General features: G+C 61.3%; 19 protein-coding genes. 17 read left to right on the top strand and 2 right to left on the bottom strand.

From position 1 onward, the window contains the following. The first annotated feature begins 35 nt into the window (after positions 1-35). From AB0O52_RS04335 to ppgK, 8 genes are all read left to right on the top strand, one after another. Positions 36-1544 carry a sugar ABC transporter ATP-binding protein gene (locus AB0O52_RS04335; protein WP_364533903.1) on the top strand — a complete coding sequence of 503 codons (1509 nt, stop codon included), beginning with the start codon at positions 36-38 and terminating at the stop codon, positions 1542-1544. Between the two features lie 3 nt (positions 1545-1547). Further along, positions 1548-2534, top strand: a complete 987-nt coding sequence (locus AB0O52_RS04340) for an ABC transporter permease (RefSeq protein WP_364533906.1) — start codon at positions 1548-1550, stop codon at positions 2532-2534. A gap of 6 nt (positions 2535-2540) precedes the next feature. Continuing rightward, positions 2541-3695: a Gfo/Idh/MocA family oxidoreductase gene (locus tag AB0O52_RS04345; protein WP_364533909.1), complete on the top strand. Its 1155-nt coding sequence runs from the start codon at positions 2541-2543 to the stop codon at positions 3693-3695. Then, complete coding sequence (locus tag AB0O52_RS04350; RefSeq protein WP_364533912.1) at positions 3692-4507, top strand: sugar phosphate isomerase/epimerase; 816 nt, start codon at positions 3692-3694, stop codon at positions 4505-4507. The genes AB0O52_RS04345 and AB0O52_RS04350 overlap by 4 nt, the downstream gene beginning before the upstream one ends. 69 nt (positions 4508-4576) lie before the next feature. Further along, positions 4577-5749, top strand: coding sequence for a Gfo/Idh/MocA family oxidoreductase (locus tag AB0O52_RS04355; protein ID WP_364533915.1), 1173 nt, complete (start codon positions 4577-4579; stop codon positions 5747-5749). A 75-nt stretch (positions 5750-5824) separates the two neighbouring features. Then, a complete protein-coding gene (locus AB0O52_RS04360) occupies positions 5825-6148 on the top strand; it encodes a putative quinol monooxygenase (RefSeq protein WP_364533918.1) in 324 nt (107 codons plus the stop codon). 31 nt (positions 6149-6179) lie between these two features. Continuing rightward, the gene (locus AB0O52_RS04365; protein WP_364533921.1) at positions 6180-7181 is read left to right on the top strand and encodes a sugar phosphate isomerase/epimerase; all 1002 of its coding nucleotides are present in this window, start codon (positions 6180-6182) and stop codon (positions 7179-7181) included. A gap of 108 nt (positions 7182-7289) precedes the next feature. Further along, the gene (gene ppgK, locus AB0O52_RS04370) at positions 7290-8060 is read left to right on the top strand and encodes a polyphosphate--glucose phosphotransferase (RefSeq protein WP_364533924.1); all 771 of its coding nucleotides are present in this window, start codon (positions 7290-7292) and stop codon (positions 8058-8060) included. A 303-nt stretch (positions 8061-8363) separates the two neighbouring features. Here ppgK and AB0O52_RS04375 read toward each other — a convergent pair whose 3' ends face one another. Beyond that, positions 8364-9617, bottom strand: coding sequence for an ROK family transcriptional regulator (locus AB0O52_RS04375; RefSeq protein WP_364533927.1), 1254 nt, complete (start codon positions 9615-9617; stop codon positions 8364-8366). A gap of 149 nt (positions 9618-9766) precedes the next feature. Here AB0O52_RS04375 and AB0O52_RS04380 point away from each other — a divergent pair, with 149 nt between their 5' ends. From AB0O52_RS04380 to AB0O52_RS04420, 9 genes are all read left to right on the top strand, one after another. After that, entirely contained in the window at positions 9767-11245 is a 1479-nt protein-coding gene (locus AB0O52_RS04380; RefSeq protein ID WP_364533930.1) for a sugar ABC transporter ATP-binding protein, read from the top strand. A 2-nt stretch (positions 11246-11247) separates the two neighbouring features. Next, positions 11248-12351 carry an ABC transporter permease gene (locus AB0O52_RS04385; RefSeq protein WP_364533933.1) on the top strand — a complete coding sequence of 368 codons (1104 nt, stop codon included), beginning with the start codon at positions 11248-11250 and terminating at the stop codon, positions 12349-12351. A gap of 59 nt (positions 12352-12410) precedes the next feature. Beyond that, positions 12411-13469, top strand: coding sequence for a substrate-binding domain-containing protein (locus AB0O52_RS04390; RefSeq protein WP_364533936.1), 1059 nt, complete (start codon positions 12411-12413; stop codon positions 13467-13469). Between the two features lie 28 nt (positions 13470-13497). Beyond that, complete coding sequence (locus tag AB0O52_RS04395) at positions 13498-14358, top strand: sugar phosphate isomerase/epimerase family protein (protein WP_364533939.1); 861 nt, start codon at positions 13498-13500, stop codon at positions 14356-14358. Between the two features lie 13 nt (positions 14359-14371). Beyond that, positions 14372-14917: a gluconate 2-dehydrogenase subunit 3 family protein gene (locus tag AB0O52_RS04400; RefSeq protein WP_364533942.1), complete on the top strand. Its 546-nt coding sequence runs from the start codon at positions 14372-14374 to the stop codon at positions 14915-14917. Next, complete coding sequence (locus tag AB0O52_RS04405) at positions 14914-16647, top strand: GMC family oxidoreductase (RefSeq protein ID WP_364533945.1); 1734 nt, start codon at positions 14914-14916, stop codon at positions 16645-16647. Before AB0O52_RS04400 ends, AB0O52_RS04405 begins: the two co-directional genes overlap by 4 nt. Next, complete coding sequence (locus AB0O52_RS04410) at positions 16637-17494, top strand: mycofactocin-coupled SDR family oxidoreductase (RefSeq protein ID WP_364533948.1); 858 nt, start codon at positions 16637-16639, stop codon at positions 17492-17494. The genes AB0O52_RS04405 and AB0O52_RS04410 overlap by 11 nt, the downstream gene beginning before the upstream one ends. Before the next feature lie 29 nt (positions 17495-17523). Then, the gene (locus AB0O52_RS04415) at positions 17524-18717 is read left to right on the top strand and encodes a Gfo/Idh/MocA family oxidoreductase (protein WP_364533951.1); all 1194 of its coding nucleotides are present in this window, start codon (positions 17524-17526) and stop codon (positions 18715-18717) included. Positions 18718-19478: 761 nt separating this feature from the next. Continuing rightward, positions 19479-20309 (top strand): aldo/keto reductase, encoded by an 831-nt coding sequence (locus AB0O52_RS04420; RefSeq protein ID WP_364533954.1) that lies wholly within the window; start codon positions 19479-19481, stop codon positions 20307-20309. Between the two features lie 635 nt (positions 20310-20944). Here the strand turns inward: AB0O52_RS04420 and AB0O52_RS04425 are convergent. Continuing rightward, on the bottom strand, positions 20945-21241 hold the full coding sequence (locus AB0O52_RS04425; protein WP_364533957.1) for an Imm8 family immunity protein: 297 nt from the start codon (positions 21239-21241) through the stop codon (positions 20945-20947). Positions 21242-21629: the final 388 nt, after the last annotated feature.

Consider the following 21629-nt stretch of genomic DNA (forward strand, 5'->3'; position numbering starts at 1 on the left):
GGGTACCCAACCCGCACCGTCCCGAAAGGGCAACAATGAACACCGCAGACAATGTCGTCGAGATGCGCTCGATTTCCAAGGGCTTCAACGGGGTTTCAGTTCTGAAGGATGTCAGCTTCGACGTCCGGAAGGGCGAGGTCCACGCCCTCGCAGGAGGCAACGGGGCCGGGAAGTCCACGCTTATGAAGATTCTTCAGGGCGTCTATCAGGCCGACGCCGGCGAGATCGTCATGGGCGGCAAGCCGGCGACCATCAACTCGATTCAGGACGCGAAGGCTGCCGGCATCGGGATGGTCTTCCAGGAATTCAGCCTCGTACCAAGCCTGACTGTCGCTCAAAATATCTTTCTGGCCGCTGAGCCGCTCGGCCCGGGCGGGTTCATCGACGACCGCGCCTCGGTGCGGCGGGCCAAAGATGTCTTCGCCGAGATGGAGGTGGACGTCGACCCCCAGGCCCAGGTTTCCCGGCTCGGCACGGCCTACTGGCAGTTGACCGAGATCGCCAAGGCGCTCTCGCAGAACGCCCAGGTGCTGATCATGGACGAACCCACGGCAAGCCTTGCCCGCCACGAGTCGGAAGCGCTCTTCGAACTGATTGACCGGCTGAAGCAGCGCGGCATCTCGATCATCTACATCTCGCACCGCATGGATGAGGTCTACCGGCTCGCCGACCGGATCACTATCCTCCGGGATGGCCGCAAACTCCTCACCGAGCCGCTGACTGCTGTGACACCGGAACAGATTGTGGAGGGTATTGTCGGCAAGAAGATAGAGGGCCAGCTTGCCTACCGCGAGCGGGACCACGTCGCTCACGAGGGAGCGCCCCTGCTGGAGGTCCGCGGGCTGAACGCCGGGCCACGGGTAAGGGACGTCTCCTTCTCGCTCCGCCCAGGGGAGATTCTGGGCCTGGCCGGTCTCATGGGCAGCGGCCGCACCGAACTCGCCCGGGCACTTTTCGGCATCGACCGCCGGGACAGCGGAGACATCCTCATCCGCGGGGAGAAAACCAATCTGAACTCCCCGCAGCAGGCCATTGACGCCGGCGTCGCCCTCATTCCCGAGGACCGGCGGGCTCAAGGCCTGGTCCTCGACCACTCCGTCCGCGACAACCTGCTGCTGCCCCTGCTTGGCCAGATTAAGCGGGGACCGTTGCTTGATTCCGTGAAAGGCAAGAATCTGTCCTCTTCTCTCATCAAGAAGTTCGCGGTCAAGGTCGCCCACCCCAACCGCCCGGTGCGGCTGCTTTCGGGCGGAAACCAGCAGAAAGTGGTGATCGCCAAGTGGCTAGGCACCGACCCGGACATCCTGATTCTCGACGAACCCACAGCCGGCGTTGACATCGGCACCAAGAGCGAGATCCTGGACATGATCCGCGAACTCGCCAGCGCCGGCAAAGCGGTCATCGTCATCTCCTCCGAATACCCCGAACTCCTCGCGGTCAGCGACCGCGTCCTCGTCCTCAAGGACGGGTCCGTCATCCGTGACATCCCCCGCAGCGACATCGCTGACGAGGAATATCTTCAACTTGCAGTCCAGGGAGTCTGAACAGTGAGCAAGGCAAACACCATCCCCGCCAGCGACACCGCGGCACACCGCAGTTTCGGAACGGTCCTGAAAGAGCTCGACTGGCGCCGCTACGTCATCTACATCGGCTTCGTCGTCGTCTTCCTTTTCTTCGCCGTCCTGCTGCGCGACCAGGGCTTCATGTCCACGCAAAACCTGCTGAACATTTTCCGGCAGACCGCTACGATCACCGTCATCGCGGTGGGTATGACTTACGTCATCTCCTGCGCTGAAATCGACCTGAGCGTCGGATCCGTAGCCGGCCTGTCCAGCGTCTGCACGGCCATGGCGTTGTCACAGTGGGGCCTGATCCCCGGAATCCTCGCCGGCCTTGCCGTCGGGCTCGTGGTCGGCTCCATCAATGGCGCACTGGTCAGTCTCCTTGGCATCCCTTCCTTCCTGGTGACGCTGGGCATGTTGGGTATCGCTGTGGGTGTCGCCCAGTGGATCACTGCCTCGGCCCCGCAGCCGATCCTTAACGACACGTTCAACATGGTGTTCGGGTCCGGCGACTTTGGTCCCGTTCCGGGCCTGGTCGTCTGGAGCGCCATCTTCGTTGCCATTGGCGCCGTTGTGCTGAACCGCACGAAGTTCGGCCGCCAGGTACTCGCGACCGGCGGCAACCGCAACGCAGCCGAGTTCACCGGAATCAACACCAAGCGGATCAAGTTCCAGGTGCTCCTCATCTCGGGCATGGTCGCGAGCGTGGCCGGCATGCTGTACGCCGGGCGTCTCCAGTCCGGCCGGTTCCAGTGGGGATCGGGCGACGAGCTCTCCGCCATCGCCGCCGTCATCCTCGGCGGGACAAGCCTCTTCGGCGGATTCGGCTCCATCATGGGAACTCTCTTCGGTGCCCTCCTGATTGGCCTGATCAACAACGGCCTGATTCTGGCCGGCCTGGACAGCAGCCAGCAACAGGTGGTCCGTGGCGCCATCATCATCCTGGCCGTCGCCCTGGCCCGGAAGAAATAGAACCAGATGACCTTCAAACTACGGTCCGGAATCATAGGCACAGGATTCATGGGCTCAGTTCATGCCCACGCGGTGCGCGCAGCCGGCGGCGAAGTGAGTGCAGTCGCCGGAAGCAGCCAGGCTTCCGCCGAAGCAGCAGCAGCGGGACTCGGCGCCCGAACCGCGGCCGAGTCCCCCGAAGCACTGATCGCACGAGAAGATGTGGATGTCATCCACATCTGCACCCCGAACTCGACCCACGCCGACCTGGCCCGCAAGGCCATCGCAGCAGGGAAACCTGTTGTCTGCGAGAAGCCCCTCGCCACCAGCGTTGAAGACGCTGCGGAACTCACGGACCTGGCCGATCGGGCGGGCGTCGTCACGGGCGTGCCCTTCGTCTACAGGTTCTATCCGGCCGTCCGTGAGGCCCGCGACCGTATCCTGCGCGGCGACGCCGGCCGCCTCTGGCTGCTGCACGGTTCCTACCTGCAGGACTGGCTGGCGGGCGCGGAAGCCACAAACTGGCGGGTCGATTCAAAGCTCGGAGGAGCCTCCAGGGCTTTCGGTGACATCGGTGTGCATTGGTGTGACCTGATGGAGTTCACCACAGGACACAGGATCACCAGGCTGGTGGCGAAGACCAGCCGGGCCTACGACCAGCGCGAATCCGGCGGCCAGTTGTCCTCTGTTGCTACCGAGGACGGCGCCACGATCCTGTTCGAGACCGACAAGGGGGCTACAGGCTCCCTCGTCGTCAGCCAGGTCAGCCCGGGCTATAAAAACCGGCTGTGGTTCTCCTTCGACGGAACTGATGCATCGTTCAGCTTCAACCAGGAACGACCGGACACCCTTCACGTGGGAAGTACAGGGTCCAGTTCCGAAATCACCGTCGGCCCGCAGACCCTCAGCACGCCCGGCGGCCGACGGTACGCGAAACTGCCACCGGGACATCCCCAGGGATACCAGGACAGCTTCAACTCCTTCGTCGCCGACGTCTACGCAGCCGTTCAGGGACAGGCACCCGAAGGCCTGCCCACGTTCCGGGACGGGCTGCGCGCAGCACTCCTGACGGATGCACTCGTCACCTCCGCTGCACAACAGTCGTGGGTAGACGTTCCCGGCACTGACACCCCATTCGAATTACTCAGGTCTTCCTCAGCAGCTGAAAGGCAGAAGCAATGAAACTTGGTTACTGTTCCATCACTTGGGGCGGCGTCGTTGGCCACCCGCAAGGCGTAACAAGCGTCAAGGACCTCTTTTACATGACCCACGGCTCCATGAGGGACGCCGTCAAAGACATCGCATCTGCTGGCTATCAGGGTGTTGAGATGTTCGACGGGAATCTTGCGGAGTACGCAGAAAAGCCCGAGGAACTCAAAGAGATCCTGAGCAGTTCAGGAGTCGTACTGACAAGTGTGTATACCGGGGCAAACTTCATCTACGCCGACATCCTCCCGGATGAAATGCACCGCATTCACCGTGCCGCCGAATTGGCCGCGGGCTTCGGGGCGGAACGGCTCGTGGTGGGTGGTGGAGCACGGCGCGCGGCCGGAACCACCGACGAGGACTACCAACGCCTCGGTCAGGCGCTGGACAGCGTAGCGGACATCGCAGAAAGCTTCGGCCTGTCGGCAAGCTACCACCCGCACCTGAGCACCATCGTCGAGGGCCCGGAGGAACTGGACAAGCTCATGCCGCTGACCCGGATCGGCTTCTGCCCGGACACCGCACACCTTGCAGCGGGCGGCGCAGACCCGGCCGCAGTCATCCGGAAGTACCCCGACAGGATCCAGCACGTCCACCTCAAGGACTTCCAGAAGGACCCCTTCAATTTCCTGCCCCTGGGACAGGGAGAACTTGACTTCCCGGACATTATCGCCGCGATCCGCGAAAGCGGATACGACAGCTGGCTCATGGTCGAACTCGACACCTACGACGGTGACCCGCGAGCCGCAGCGGAACTTAGCAAGAAATACCTCGAAAAACTCCTCTGACAAATTTTTGGACCCAAGGGAACGCCCCAATCGGCGCCTCCCGAGCCTTCCGGAAGGAACAAGATTCACATGCAAAACCTCAATGTCGGCCTCATCGGAGGCGGCTTCATGGGCAAGGCCCACTCCCTGGCCTACGCCGCGATGCCCATGTTCTTTTGGCCAGCGCCGGCACTCCCGGTCCGCAAAGTCATCGCTGAAGCCAACCCGGACCTCGCCGCCGAAGCGGCCCGCCGCTTCGGCTTCGAGAACTCCACCGCGGACTGGCGCAGCATTATCGACGATCCAGACATCCACGTCGTAGACATCGCCACACCCAACCACCTCCACGCCGAAATTGCCATCGCCGCCGCCGAAGCAGGCAAGCACATCATCTGCGAAAAGCCGCTGGCCCGCACCGGCGAAGAATCCAAAGCGATGTACGACGCTGTCAAAGACAAGAACATCGTCCACATGGTCGCCTTCAATTACCGGCGCACCCCCGCAGTCGCGCTGGCAAAGAAATACATCGAGGAAGGGGCAATCGGACAAATCCTCAACTTCCGCGGCACCTATCTGCAGGACTGGAGCGCCGACCCCAACTCCCCGCTGTCCTGGCGCTTCCAGAAATCCGTCGCCGGTTCCGGCGCCCTTGGCGACATTGCAACACATGTCATTGACATGGCCCGATACCTCGTCGGCGAATTCAGCGCCGTCAACGCCCTCCTGTCCACCTGGATCCCGGAACGACCGCTCCAGACCGGCGGAGCGGACGCACTCGGCACCGTACGGGGCGGGGAAGGCCCGCGCGGCCAGGTTGACGTCGATGATGAAGTGATGACCATGATCCGCTTCGCCAACGGAGCCGTCGGATCCGTCGAGGCAACACGCAACGCCCATGGAAGGAACAACTACATCACCTTCGAAATCCACGGAACAGAAGGCAGCATCGTCTTCAACTACGAACGACGCGACGAACTGCAGGTCTGCTTCGCGTCCGACCAGGACGACCGCCGCGGATTCCGCACCGTCTACACCGGGCCGGCGCATCCCTACGGAGAAGGACTTTGGCCCATTCCTGCCCTCGGCATTGGCTACGGCGAAACGAAGATCATCGAGGCCCACGACTTCTTCAAAGCCATCGCGGAAGGCGGCAGTGTAAGCCCCAACTTTGCCGACGGCTACCAGGTCGCCCTCATCGACGACGCGATCATCGAATCCGCCGCCAAAGAATCCTGGGTCGAGGTCCCGCAGATCAACGCCTGATCCAAACCAACTCCGGGAGGGACGGCCGAGAGCCGTCCCTCCCCAAATCGCACGAACATCACCGAGGAAGACAAGATGCCCAATCCCCTCCCGACCCGCCAGGAGACAGGAGAAGTCTGGCTAATGCCAGTCTTCATCGCCAAAGCAGGGCTCGAAACCGACCTTCAAGAGGCCCTCCACACTCTGCAGACGTTAAGCCGAAAAGACTCGGGATGCCTGGAGTACACCGTCTTCTCCGACGGGCAGCGACCCGGAACCTTTGTCCTCTTCGAAGGCTGGGCTCGTAACGAGGACCTCGAAGCCCACAACGAAGAAGACCACGTAAAGGAGTTTGTGAAGGGAGTGGACCCGCTACTGGCAGTACCTTTCTCCGTGACTCCCCTCACGCCTCTCACCTGATGCATACCGCCGCCAGCGAAGGAGCCTGACCATGCCCCGCCCGTACACCCTGTTCACCGGCCAGTGGGCCGACCTGCCCTTCGAGGACGTCGCGAAACTCGCCTCCGGGTGGGGTTATGACGGCCTGGAAATCGCCGTGTCCGGGAACCACCTGGACGCCTGGCGCTGGGACGAACCCGGATACGTCGAATCCAAGCTCGCCGTCCTGGAAAAATACAACCTCAAGGTCTGGGCCATCTCCAACCACCTCAAGGGCCAGGCCGTCTGCGATGACCCCATCGACTTCCGCCACCAGGGAATCGTCGGGGCCAAAGTCTGGGGCGACGGGGACCCCGAAGGCGTGCGCCAACGCGCCGCCGAGGAAATGAAACACACCGCCCGCCTCGCCCGGGCCCTCGGGGTGGACACCGTCGTCGGGTTCACCGGCTCCTCCATCTGGCAGTACGTCGCGATGTTCCCGCCCGTCCCGGAGAAAGTCATCGAGGCCGGCTACCAGGACTTCGCGGACCGCTGGAACCCCATCCTGGACGTCTTCGACGAGTGCGGGGTCCGCTTCGCCCACGAAGTCCACCCCTCCGAGATCGCCTACGACTACTGGACCACCGTGCGGACCCTGGAAGCGATCGGGCACCGGGAAGCGTTCGGGCTGAACTGGGACCCCTCGCACTTCATGTGGCAAGGCATCGACCCCGTCTCCTTCATCTGGGACTTCAAAGACCGGATCTACCACGTGGACTGCAAGGACACCAAGCTGCGCCCCACCGGCCGGAACACCGTCCTGGGCTCCCACCTGCCCTGGGGCGACCCGCGCCGGGGCTGGGACTTCGTCTCCGCCGGACGCGGCGACGTCCCCTGGGAATCCTCCTTCCGCGCCCTCACCGCGATCGGTTACACCGGGCCGATCAGCATCGAATGGGAAGACGCGGGCATGGACCGCCTCCACGGCGCCCCCGAAGCCCTCGCCAACCTCAAGAAGTTCGACTTCCTGCCGTCGCAAACCAGCTTCGACGCCGCCTTCAGCACCAAGGACTGAATGGGACGGCGAGCCTAACCCGCAGCTAGCACCTGGCCAGGATTGCAGGAAGCGATCCTTCCAGCCAACGTGCCCGAAGCCACATAAGCCATTCCAGGACAGGAACACATGAACCCTCCAGTTATCGGCATCGACATCGGAGGCACCGGAATCAAAGGAGGCCTCGTAGACCCAACTAGAGGCAAACTCCTAGGCGAACCCGTGTGCGTACCAACGCCGCAGCCAGCAACCCCCAAAGCCGTTGCCCAAGCCGTTGCCCTGCTGGTGGCCGACGTGTCGGTCTATCCGGAAGCTCCGGCAGCCGATTCGCCCATGGGTGTCACATTCCCCGGCATCATCCGCCATGGCATGGTCCACTCCGCAGCGAACATGGACAGAAGCTGGCTGAACACCGACATCAACGAACTCCTGACCACCCGGCTGGGACGGCGGGTGGAAGTCATAAATGACGCCGACGCCGCTGGCCTTGCCGAAACGCGCTACGGTGCCGGGGCTGGAGTTTCCGGGGCCGTCCTCGTGATCACGCTGGGTACGGGCATCGGGTCCGCGCTCATCCTTAACGGGCAACTCATGCCAAACGTCGAGTTCGGACACTTGGAAGTTGACGGCTGTAGAGCCGAAACAACGACGTCGGCCGTGGCCCGCGAACGGGACCAACTTTCCTGGGAAGAGTACAGCGTCCTGCTGCAGCGCTACTTCTCACACGTGGAATTCCTGCTGTCACCCGAACTCTTCATCGTCGGCGGCGGCATCTCACAGCGCGCAAGCGAATACTTACCCAACCTCAAACTTCAGACCCCCATCGTGCCCGCGGTTTTCCGCAATGAAGCAGGCATAGTCGGCGCAGCGATCCAAGCGTTTGCTCCGGAACACAGTTGATTGGAAGCAGCAGCACTGGATCCGCTTCAAGCAGTGCCCCTCGCCTGAACCTACCGAGCCCAAAGGAACCTGCCATCGCCCGCCCTTATACCCCGTTCAACGGCCAATTGGCCGACCAGCCCTTCGAAGAAGTCTCGCCTGGCCTCCGGCTGGGTTTTGTTGGGGTGAAGGTCGCCGTTTCCGGCGCCCATCTGCATGCCCGTGAGCTAGGTCGGTCGGGCTCTACACCCTCCGAGAGCGCTAGCCGCGGCAACCCTCGGTTCATTGGTGCCCCATCGGCCGCGCCTACTGAGCAAGCGCCGGCTAAAGTCCAAGCGGCTGCATCGTCGAGCCCGCGGGCCGGGTGTGGTAAGCGATCCCTCGCGGGGACAAGACCTGTTCGATTCCGGAGATCATTCCCCCAATCAGGCCTGCTTCGTTACCCAAGGTGCTATGCACCAAGGACAGATTGCGTGTCGCCAGAGGTTGGGCCTGTTGGTAAACGACGCTCCGGACCTGGGCAAGTATGTCTTCGGTGCATTGTGTGATGGCACCTCCCAGGACAATGCGGGCCGGATTGCAGAAGTTCACCAGATCGGCAACGACCTGCCCAACGATTGTCGCGCTATCCCGCACGACGCTTACGGTGGCGGGGTCGCCCCGCACCAGCAGTTCGAAAAGTTGCTCCTCACCTATCTCATCATGGCGTATGGCGGAAACGCGCGCGGCCATTGCGCTGATAGACGCCACCGCCTCCAAGCAGCCGTGGCTGCCGCAGCGGCAAAGCATGTCCTTCATGTCAGGTACTTTGCTGTGGCCGATGTCGGCGGCGGCGCCGTCGGCTCCGTGCAGAAGATGGCCGCTCTCGCTGACAAACCCTCCGCCCACACCCGTGCCGATACTGATCATCAGCAGAGGCAGGTGCTCACCCCTATACGAGCGGGCCTCACCGAGGGCCATCAAGTGGACATCGTTATCGACGATCACATCGCATCCGAAATGACGAGCGAAGTAACCGCAGACCCCAAAACCGTCCCAGCCCGGCATCAGCGGGGGCCGCACGGCCATCCCGAGCTTGGCATCCACGGGCCCTGGCAGTCCGACCGAAATGACGAGAACATCCTGCGTGCCCAATCCACCGTCCGCGAGCATCGCCTCAAAGGCCGAGGTGATCTCGCCCAGCAGTTCGTCAGGACCGACCGTGACTTCCATCTTGATTTCGCGACGGGAAACGACTTGCTTGTCCAGGGTTGTGACAGCCAACCTGGTCGTGCGCGAGGAGACATCGGCTACCAGAACGACCCCTTTGCCGGGGCTTACGCGAAAAGCCTGGGCGGGCCGCCCCCGGCTGCCCTGTGGGCCAGGTCCTGCATCTTCGATCAGCCCGCATTCCAGCAGGATGCTGAGGTGGTTCTCGATAGTGGAGCGGGCGAGCCCGGTGGCTTTAACGAGGTCCGTCCGCGTCACGGTGTCCTCGTCGGCTATCAATCGGGCGACGACGCTCCGCGCGGCCACAGCATCAGGCGCCAGATTCTGGTCCTGATGCAGGAGGCCGACTTCAGTCCACAAGGATCCCATGGCACGCTCCACATTCCGTATGTTTTATGTCGAAAACAAAATAAATCAGGCAGTTTTTTTCATATCTTAAGCTCTTTTAGGGTGAATCCATGACCTATTCGATGATAGACGCAGTCGTCTACAGCATCCAACGGCGCACGGAGGCATAAATGGCCCCGCGTTTAGCCGTCAAGAATCTTTCCAAGCACTTCCTAGGCGTACAGGCCCTCCAAGACGTAAGTTTTGAGCTCCATCCAGGTCAGGTTTTGGCCCTTATTGGAGAGAACGGCGCCGGGAAGTCCACTCTTATCCGCATCCTTTCTGGAGCGCACCAACCCGACACGGGTGAGGTGAGGATGAACGGCAGGCCCGTACAGATCCACGGCCCCAAGGACTCTGAAGCCCACGGGATCGCTACCGTCTACCAGGAGCTGAATCTTTTCCCGGACCTCACGGTGGCGGAAAACCTGGTGTTCGGGGCATACCCTCGCAAGGGCGTAATCGACTGGAAGGCCGCGAAGCGCGAAGCGCGGGATTTTTTGGGAAGCCTTGGACTCAACGTCGACGTCAATCGTAAGGTGCGTCAGTTGAGCGTGGCCGAAAAGCAGATGCTTGAGATTGCCAAGTCGCTGCACCGTAATGCCCAGGTTCTGATTCTGGATGAACCCACCGCTGTACTCGGGGGCGACGATGTGGATCACCTTCTCCAGCTGGTCCACGGTCTGAAGGAACGGGGTGTGAGCATCATCTTTGTGTCCCACCGGCTGGAAGAAGTTTTCGATCTCGCCGACCGCTACATCGTCCTGAAAGACGGCAAGCTCACCGGCGCTGGAAAGATCTCAGAGACCGATCATGACGACCTCGTTTCCAAAATGGTGGGCAGAAACTTCACTCGCGGGGAACGTGAAGTCTCCGGAACACTGGGAGAGACGGCTCTCGAAGTCAAGAACCTGACCCGCGAAGGAGTCCTGAACGACATCTCCTTCCATGTTCGATCTGGAGAGGTAGTCGGGGTGGCTGGCCTCAGAGGTGCAGGACGTACGGAACTGGCAAGGGCTATCTACGGTGCCGATCCCTACACAAGCGGTGAAGTCTTCATTAAGGGCCGGAAGCTGAAAGCCGGAAAGCCACTTCAGGCCATCGATGCTGGAATCGGCCTCGTGCCCGAAGAGCGGAAAACCCAAGGGCTGTTCACCGCCTTGTCCACCGCGATGAACATCCCTCTCGTCAGCATGCTCAAGAACCGCACAGCCACGGCCTCCCCAAGCCGGGACCGGACCCTGGCAAAGGGTTATGTTGACAAGCTGCGCATCAAACTCCCGGACGTCTCCTCCCCGGTGGCCACGCTTTCGGGCGGAAATCAGCAGAAGGTTGTGCTGGCGAAGTGGCTGGAGGCTGGCGTGGACGTCCTCATCCTTGATGAGCCCACTCGCGGCATCGATATCGGCGCCAAGCAGGAAATCTACGAACTGATCCACGAACTGTGCCGTCAAGGCCTGGCCATCATCGTCATCTCCTCGGAACTGCCCGAGGTCCTGGCCCTCAGCAATCGCATTCTGGTCATGTATCACGGCGAGGTTGCGGCCGAACTCGAAGGCGCTACAGCCACAGAAGAACAAATCATGTTTTACGCCGTTGGAGGTAGATAGAAGTGACAACCCAAATGCGAAAAGGGCCAGGAGCCAACAGCCTGTCCCTGAAACTGCGCAATAATCTGCTGCCGATCCTGATCCTTGTCATTGTGGTCGCTGCCGTGGCCCTATTGGTCCCCTCGTTCTTCCAGCCCAGCAACATGCTCAATGTCGGTCGCCAATCAGCGATCGTGGGGATAATTGCGGTTGGAATGACGTTCGTCATCCTCACCGGCGGGATCGACCTTTCCGTTGGTTCCATCCTCGCTCTTTCCGGCGTTACGACGGCGATCCTGATAAACAACGGCCTGATCGTTCCACTGGCCATCGTGGCTGGCATGCTTGTCGGAGTAGTGGCAGGCATCATCAACGGCATCGGCGTCGCAGTCCTGAAGGTCCAGCCCTTCATCATGACCCTGGCCACCATGGTCGCCATCCAGGGCCTTTCGCTACGCCTCACGGACGGAGGCCCAAGACAATTCTCCAACCGCGAACCATTCTTCACCTTCATAGGAAGCGGCAGCTTCCTCGGCATACCGGGCCCCTTCATCGTGTTCCTGTTGATCGCCGTCAGCGGCATTCTTGTACTGCGCTACCTTGCCTTCGGGCGGTACATCTACGCCATCGGCGGCAGCATAGAAGCCGCACGTCTCTCGGGAGTCCGGACCACCCGCACCATCATGCTGGCCTATTCCATCAGCGGCCTGTGTGCGGGCTTGGCCGGAGTCATGACCGCGGCCCGCCTCGGCGTCGGAGATCCGACGGCCGGCAGCCTGTCCAACCTGGACGCCATCACCGCCGTCGTGATCGGCGGAACCAGCCTGATGGGCGGCATCGGCGGTGCTGTTGGAACAGTGTTCGGAGCCATCCTGCTGGCCATATTGTCCAACGTCATGAATCTCCTCGGGATCTCACCGTTTGACCAGCAGATCGTCAAGGGCGCCGTCATCGTGATCGCCGTCCTGGTCGCCGCCAAAGCAACCGTGAGGCGGTTCAAAGAACGACGCACCGACTCACCGAAGGCAGCCACCAGCCAGCCACCCGCCCTCCCAGCGTCTGAAGCGATTCCAGACTCCCCACAGCCGGATGGATCCTCGCCTGCTGAGCAGACGATGCCCCGCTGACATCATCTCAGCCGAAACGCAATCGCAATCCTGACACACCAACGAAAGTGAGAAATGCAATGACGCACGCCACAAAACAGCGCACCCGGTCCTTCACCGCCATGGCCGCCGCAGGAGTCGCAGTGACTCTGCTTACCGCCTGCACCGGACAAACCACTGCGACATCTTCAAACGAAGCCGTCGGCAACAAACTCGCCCCGAGCATTTACTGCGGCCAAACATGCCAAGGACAGCTTCAGCTAAAGGCTGATCCGGCGGGAATCGACTGCAAAGTCGGTGTCTCCTGGAGCAGCGCCTCCTTCCCCTACGGAGCGAAATCAACGCAGCAGATTCCAGAATTTGCGAAAGCCTTCTTCCCGAAAATGAAGGTCACCGTCAGTGACGGACGCGGCGATGCGACCAACCAGTCAAACCAGGTGTCAGAAATGATCGCCCAGGGCATCAAGGTGCTTATCCTTTCGCCCCAGGATGCCAACGCCTTGGCAGGAGTTGCGAAACAGGCCACTGCCGCCGGCATCAAAGTCATTGCCGCGGACCGCCAGGTCAACGCAGAGGTTTCCACTTATATTGGCTCGGACAACGAGGAAGCCGGCGTGGTCGACGGCCAGGCCGTGGCTCAGGCTCTCGGGGGAACCGGAAGCGTCGTGGAACTCTCCGGAAGCCTTGGCGCGTCCCCGACAATCGCCCGGGCAGCCGGCTTCCGCAAGGGTATCGCCGGATCAAAGGTTCAAATCATCGCGTCCCAGACCGCAAACTACGACCGCGCCACAGGATTGAAGGTCATGGAGGACCTTCTGCAGCGCTTCGGAACAGGCAAGATCCAGGCGGTCTACGCACACAACGACCAGATGGCCTTCGGCGCCATCCAGGCGATCAAAGAAGCCGGCCGCGAAGGCGAAATCAAGGTGTTCGGCATCGATGGGGAGGCCGAAGCGCTGGATCTGGTCAAGGACGGAAGCTACGCAGCCACCGTCGGGTACCCACTCGTGGTCAAGGAATCGGTCATTGCCGCCGCGAAGCTCTGCGCCGGCGAGCCCCTCGATCCGCGCATCAAGCTCGACTCCACCCTTATCGACAAGACCAACGTAGATCAGTACCTGGGCAAAGCACCCCAGTAAACCCTCACTGCCAAGAAAAGGAACCATTATGAAAATTTCGTACAACACCTGGGCTTATTCCAGCTTCTTCGTCTGGGTCCCCTCCTACACACTCGAGGAGACGATCAAGCGGATCGCCAAAATGGGCTATGACGGCATTGAGATCGGTGGCGCAGCCCCGCACGCCTACCCGGCCTACCTCGGAGCCGAACGGCGGGCCGAGATCAAGGATCTCCTCGACGAACATGGCCTGTCGCTTTCCAGCATGTTGCCCGCTCCCTCCGGCGGCCCCGGAAACAACCCGGCGTCGCCCTATATTGAGGAACGCCGCGCCACCATCGAACACTACGTCGAGCTGGCCGAACTCACCGCCCAGTGGGGCGGTAAGACCTTGATATACCTGCCCGGCTGGATGATCTTCGGCACGACCCGGCGGCAGGCCTGGGCATGGACCCGTGAATGCCTCACCGAGATCGCGGACCGGGTCGCGCACACGGGCGTCACCCTAGTGATCGAACCGACCTCGCACGACACGAACCTGTGTGAAAGCGCCGATGACGCCATCGAACTGATGGAGGACGTCAACCGGGACAACGTCAAACTCATGTTCGACACCTTCCACGTCATGTACCGCCGCGAAGTCAACACGGACTACGTCTACAAGATGGGCGAGAACCTGAAGCACATCCACATTTCTGACAACGACCGGCTGCCCCCCGGTAAGGGCATCGGTGACTGGCCGGCCCTGGTCGACGCGATGCTGGACATCAAGTTTGACGGGTACCTGACGATGGAAACCGGCTTCCACCAGCGTGGCATCGAGCCGGACGAGGACGCGCGGTCAAGCATTGAGTTCCTGCGCCCGCTCGTGGAGGAACGCAAGAAACTGCGCCTGGGCGCGCAGGTATAGGAGGGCGACGTAGATGGCGTCGAAATTTGTGCTCGACTTTCCTCTGACCTTCCTCAACCGCGAGGAGGCCGCGGTGATTGATGCCCTTGCGGGGCAGATCATCCCGTCCGAGCCCGGCTCGCCGGGTGCCAGGGAGGCAGGAGTAACGGAATACATCGATAAGGCTCTGGGCGGATTCCTGCGGGAGCTGCAGTCCGTGTACCGCAGCGGCCTGATCGCATTGGCGGAGTTCACAGCGGGTATTACCGAGGGACGGTTCCACGAACTGTCCGACGGGCAGCAGGAAGAGGTCGTTCGCCAGTTGGCTGAGCTGAGCGAAAGGGATCCTTCGGACTTTGCAGGCCAGTTCTTCCGCATCGTCCGGGAACACACGGTGCAGGGCTTCTTCGGGGATCCGGCCTATGGCGGAAACCGCGGGCTGGTCGGCTGGGAGCTGGTCGGTTTTCCCGGCGCCCAGTGGGGGTACACGGCGGAGCAGATGGCTCCGGACTTCGACACCCGGACCATTCCGATGCTGACCATCAAGGATCTTTACTCCCGTATTGGAGGAGCACAATGAGCGAGAACTTCGACGCCATCATCGTCGGCATGGGATCCACCGGTGGAATCCTGGCCGAACAACTGACCAAAGCCGGTCTGAAGGTGCTTGGTCTGGACAAGGGCCAGGACTACACCGAGGAAGACTTCGCCATCAAGCAGGACGAAATCCGGTACTACCAGCGGGGCGCCATCGTCGCCGGCGTGAACGTGGACCCGGTGACCTGGCGCGCCTCCGACGGCGAGACCGCCCGCGTCCTTCCCTGGTCCGCCGGGGCCCTAGGCAACGATGAGCCTCTGTACGGTCTGCCGTCCATCGGAACCGGTGGCGGCACCCTGCACTGGGGTGCCGCCGCCTACAGGTTCAGAGAAGCCGACTTCCGAATGAAGAGCGCCATCGCTGAACGGTTCGGCGGCCAGGCACTGCCTGAAGGCTCCACGCTGGAGGACTGGCCGATCAGCTACGCCGACCTGGAGCCGTACTACGACAGAGTGGAATACGAGCAGGGCATCTCCGGGCTCGGCAACACCGGCGGAATGATCCCCGAGGGCGGTAACCCGTTCGAACCGCCGCGCAGCAGGGACTACCCGATGCCGCCGGTCACACAGGGACCAGGGGACGTACCCTTCGTGGCGGCGACCAAGCGGCTGGGTCTGCACCCCTTCCGCCAGCCGCTGGCCATCAACTCCCAGGAATACAAGGGCCGGCCCGCCTGTGTGAACTGCGGCTTCTGCCACGGCTACCCGTGCCACGTCAAGGCTAAGTCCACCACGCAGGTAACGTCGGTGCCAGCCGCGAAAGCCACCGGCAACCTGGACCTCCGGCCCCTGAGCCGCGTTCTGCGGATCAACCGGACCGCGGACGGCAAGCGTGCCACTGGCGTGAGCTACCTCGACAGCGCGGGCACGTACCGGGAGGCGACTGCCGACAAGGTCATCCTGACGGCCTATTCCCTGGAGAACGTCCGTCTGTTGCTGCTCTCGGATATCAATAGAAACGGTCAGGTGGGCCAGCACTTCATGACCCACAACTTCGGCTGGTTCACTTCCATCCTGCCTGAGCCCACCAACCCGTTCCTGGGCACGTTCAACGCCTCCAGCGCAGTGGATGACTATACGTCCGAACTTGTCCCGGACAACGACCTGGGAGTCCTCTGGGGATCTCCCATCATCAGCGTGGTCGGGGACCTTCAGCCCATCGAGGCGTACCACAACATGGATCCGCGGACCCGCAAGTGGGGCCGGGACCTCAAGCACTGGCTCCGGGACAACTACACACACATGCACCGCATGTACTCCCAAACCACGAACTTCCCGTACGCGCGCCATTACGCCGACCTTGATCCGACCATCAAGGACCGCTGGGGCCAGCCGGCGCTGCGCATCACCCATGACTGGGACGATCACGATGCCAATTCCGTCACTCTGATGGGCCGGTACAAGGAGAAAATCGCCCGCGAGATGGGGGCGAAGGATTACTGGATGGATTCGCCCCGGCCCCCGTATCACCTCTCAACACACGACGTCGGGGTGCACCGGATGGGCGAGAATCCCGCCACATCCGTGACGGACATCTACGGCGAGGTCCACGAGTGCGAGGGGTTGTACGCCATTGGCGGCGGCCAGTTCGTCAGCTACGGCGGGTACAACCCGAACCAGACCATCCAGGCGTTGGCTTACTTCAGCGCAGAGCACCTGCTCAAGAAACTGGGCGTGGACGGCGCTCAGATGGGGCTCATCCATGCATCATGACCTCCCCGCCGGGCCCATGGATCAATCCGCGCCACCCAGGTTTTCCGGCAAGGTGGCGTTTATCACGGGCGGGGCACGCGGGCAGGGCCGGAGCCATGCTCTGCGCCTGGCACGTGAAGGGGCGGATATCGCACTGGTGGATCTAGGGTCCGCGGGCCATGTCAACGAGCCACACTACAACACCGCCACCAGCGCCGACCTGAAACAGACCCGAGAGGACGTCCTCGCCCTGGGCCGGCGCTGCGTGTCCTTCGAAGTAGACGTGCGCGACTATGACGGTCTTGCCCGGGCGGCGGCAGACACCGCAGCCCGGCTGGGCGGGATTGATTTTGTCATTGCCAATGCCGGCATCACCGACGGGTTCCACCGCACGTGGGAGCTGCCCGTCGAGAATTGGCAAACCATGATCGACATCAATCTCACCGGAGTCTTCTACACCTGCAAGGCAACCGTGCCGCACCTGATAGGGCGGGGAGCGGGTTCGTCCTTGGTGCTGATCAGCTCCGGGGTTGGTCTGAAGGCCGTGCCCCGCTTGGCCCACTACGTTGCCGCGAAGATGGCACTGCGGGGCTTGAGCACTTCACTGGCCCAGGAGTTGGGGGAATACGGCATCCGCTGTAACACCGTCCTTCCCGGGGGCATCAACACGGAAATGACGACGGCGATGGTGGAACTGAACAATGTCCCTCGGGAGCAACTGCTGGCGGATTTCCGCGCCGGGCAGTTGATCAACACCGATCTGGAAGTAGCGGATACCACCGCCGCCGTCCTGTGGCTACTCTCCGACGAAGCACGCCTGATCACCGGTCTGGAAATGACCGTTGACGCTGGCGAGAGCAAAAAATAACCACTCATAGCATCAGAAAGGGGCACGCTGTGTCATCCTCCAAGATCCTCAAGGTCGGCATCGTCGGCCTGGAATTCGGCGCCGAATTCATCCCCATCTACCAGCAGCACCCGAACGCTGAAATGTACGCGATCTGCCAGCGCACCGAATCGAAATTGAACGAGGTCGGTGACCAGTACGGAGTCGAGGTCAGATACACCGACTACGACAAAATGCTGGCCGATCCCAACATCGACGTCATCCACATCAACACGCCTCTCCAGCTGCACGCCGATCAGGTGGTCGCGGCCCTGGAAGCCGGCAAGCATGTCGGCTGCACCATACCAATGGCTACCTCTGTGGAGGACTGCAAGCGCATAGTCGACGCCCAACAGCGGACCGGACTGACATACATGATGATGGAGACCACCCTGTACAGCAGGGAATTCCTTTACCTCCAGGAGCTCTACCGGACAGGCGCCCTCGGGAAAGTCCAGTTTCTTCGCGCCTCCCACCATCAGGACATGACGGGCTGGCCGTCCTACTGGGATGGCATGCCGCCCATGTATAACGGCACCCACGCCATTGGGCCCACCCTTGGGCTCGGCGGTAACCAAGCCGAGTACGTCCAGTGCCTGGGCTCGGGGAGCGTCTTCGACCGGATGAAGGGCCAGTATGGTTCCCCCTTCGCGATCGAATCCACGCATATCAAATTCCTTGACAGCGATACAGGTGCAGAAGTGACAAGGCACCTTTGGGCCGTAGCTCGCGAATACCGCGAAAGTTTTGACGTATACGGCTCCATTCGTTCCTTCGAATGGGCACAGACAGAAGATGCGGCCCACGTGCTGTACCTCGGCGAAAAACCCGAACGCATCACGGTCCCCGACTTCGCCGATCGTCTCCCCGAACCAATCCGGCACTTTACAACTGCCGGGGTCTACACGGCGGGAGGCGAAACGGAACACCGCTCCTTCGTTCAGGGAGGGGGCCATGGCGGTTCTCACCCCCATCTGGCCAACCGTCTGTTGCAAGCCGTCCTCGGGGAGGCCGAACCCTTCCCGAACGCCGTTCAGGCGGCGAACATTACCTGTTCCGGCATCCTCTCGCACGAATCGGCTATGCGGGGCGGGGAACGCGTCTATCTTCCGGAGTGGACCCTAACGGACAAGAAACCGATCGTTGTCGAACTTGACCAGGACGTCCAGCCCCCGTGGGCTAAGGAATACGCGTTGACCCCCTAGCCAGTGCACCCCGTGCCGCCGGCCGATTCTGAGGGCAAAGCGCCTTTTACTCGGAGGGGTCGGCGGCAGGGTGTTCGCCAGTTCGACAAAGGTTCCGCCCGTGGCCGGTTATCAATCCGACGGCCTTTGGGCAGGTGCCACCGCGCCGCTACAAGCCGCTACAAAAGGAAAACAGCGATGACGAATCCGCCCGGCAAATCTGTAATTTCGAAGCGACTGACCGGCAGCGAATTCCGCGTGGGGGAGCACGGTCCTGGGCGCTGCAACCCCTCGCAGGCTGGGCTGAACGAACCAGCTCGTCGCGAAAATGGACTGGCAGCGAATTTCCGGCCCTTGCCTCTGTGTATGGAGCTAAATCTGAGCGGAATGGCCACGCTCAGGCACCACGTGGAGAATCTGCTGTCGTTGTGGTGCTTCGCTGTAGATGCTGGAGACTGCCGTTTGCTCCGAGAACTACTCGGAGATGCTTCCCCGCGTACGGATAACGAATGCTTCACGCCTGTTTCAGCAGACATGTCGGATTTTCTCTGTCTGGATCCGCACCAGCCGGCCAACTCCAAGCGGACATTTTCAAATCTCAATGTGTGGCGCGATAGCGAATATGGATACTACACCGCCTCTGTCCAGACATGGACACTCGGTTCGCAGTGGACCTGCACTGACATCAGTTCCTGCGAAGGGCGCCTCAAAGCCGGACCGCAAGTGTGGAGATGGGACCGCCACCGAGTAAGAACCATTGGAGAACCTCAGGAGGTTCCGTTTTGACCAAACAGCTTCCATGGCTGCACCAGAATAACGGACGGTCCATTCCTCAAATTGGACTGGGCGTCGACGGTACCGCAAACGAGGTGGCGGCTGCTGCAATCGAGAACGCACTGGGACTCGGTTACCGCAGCATCGATACGGCCGCGTTCTACGCAAACGAGCCGGGAGTCGGCGAAGGGATACGACGCTCAGGTGTGCCCCGCGACGAGGTCCATATCACGACTAAAATCTGGGGCGACAGCCACGGCTCCGAAACCGCAGCAGCAGCAGCATTTGAACGGAGCCTGGCCGCTCTCGGTCTGGACTACGTTGATCTTTATCTGATTCACTGGCCTCATCCGCAGCAAGACAGGTACGTGGAGACGTGGCAAGCGTTGGAAAATATTCTTGCTGAAGGCCGGGCCAAATCGATTGGTGTGTCAAATTTCCAGCCACACCACCTATCCCGCCTCTTCAAGGAAACTTCGGTTAAGCCCGTCGTCAACCAGATTGAAGTACACCCCGGCTTCCAAAATGAGCGACTGCGCCAATTCAACGCCGAGCACAACGTGCTAACTCAGGCCTGGTCACCTCTCGGTCGAGGCACAGTTCTCGGAAATCCCAAGCTGGAGGCGATCGCACGGAAGCACTCCAAAAGCCTGGTCCAAGTCGTCCTGCGTTGGCATGTAGAAATCGGCAACGTAGTGATCCCGAAATCCGTAACTCCCGCCAGGATGAGAGAGAACATCGACATCTTTGATTTCCGGCTGGATGCCCATGACCACACCGTGATCCGATCCCTTGAAAGCGGGAGACGGACGGGCCACGACCCCGACGACTTCGGTTAGGGCGTGCACATATAACATGCACCGCGGCCACAAGCGACGAGAGTGCAGGCCCTCCTTCAGCTCAAGCTTTCCGGCCTCCACCGGCATATGCAGTGGAGGCACCAGCGGCAGCTCTAGAGCTCCTCCCAAGAACGATAGACCCTTGGGGACGACCATTGACCTCCCAATCGCAGTCAGTGTGACCAATCGTGCCGGCATGGAACGCCAGCTCGACCAAGCCGTGACCACCGCCAAGACACGGGCGTTCCACGAAGGGCGCCGAGGAATTCTTGTCACACGGCATTCCTACGATTCCTTCACTGTCAATCTCAGTGCTTGCCTTGCAGAACTTCCGGGGAAGTAGAGGGCCCCTCCGCCTCCTCGAGGCACTCCGTGGTCCCGTTTTGGCGGGCCGAGCTCTGAACGCTTGAAGCCGTGGCACCTATGCCGCGGCTAAGTGGCTGATTACGCTCAAGCAGGCCGCTGCAGATCATCGTCACGATACCCCCGCTATTAAATTAATTAAACCCGCTATTAAATTAATTTAAAGGGGCACGGAAGTCTCGTAAGGACCGCGGAGCACCAGTCCGACAAACGTCATCCGCCTGCCTCATGGGCGGCGCGGGTCGGTCCATCTGGACCCAGTTCACTCTGAATCACATCATTCTTCCAGGAGCTTCCCAAGGATCCGGAGACCAGTATGTATCGGACATGGTGAACTCGGACCTCCCGAAGCATCCTAGTGCAAGGTCCAGCTCCCCCCATGATTCGGCGGACACTTGAGCAACGGCGGACCGAAGAAAGGACTCGATATTGCGTCGGTCGAACTTGGCAACAACCACCTGCCCATATCCGGCTATGCACGGTTGAAAGTTCATCCGGAGGGTCAGTTCCTCTATCGTTGTGACGGCTACCTCGTACCGAAGAAAAGCCGCCCGCCCGGGCGATGCCACCTACATCACTAGGAGAGTCGGGAAATCAGGGGCAACCGTGTCATCCTCGATGTCGAGCCAGTGAAACTGCCTTACCTCCGCGAACATCCTCTACATCCCCTTTCCACACTGCATAAGGCCCTTCGTGAGAGCGTAGTAGAGCTCTCTGGCCACGTACCATTTCAGGCTGCGGATGAATTGTCGGTGAGGGTCGAAACCTGAGCCATTGTGACGACTTGGCCGCCGGACGCCGCTGCCACGGGAACTCACCCGTGAACCTTTGGAATCGCTCCAGCGGCTGGCAGTACTTCTTAATGGTCTCCGTCTTAAGCCCACGAGCCAGCATCTCCCGCCAGCCGTCCAGCATCGCCGTGAAAGTTCGCTCCTCGGCCCTGAAAAGCCCGACATC

It is taken from the genome of Arthrobacter sp. NPDC080073 (assembly GCF_040686575.1).
Classification (GTDB): domain Bacteria; phylum Actinomycetota; class Actinomycetes; order Actinomycetales; family Micrococcaceae; genus Arthrobacter.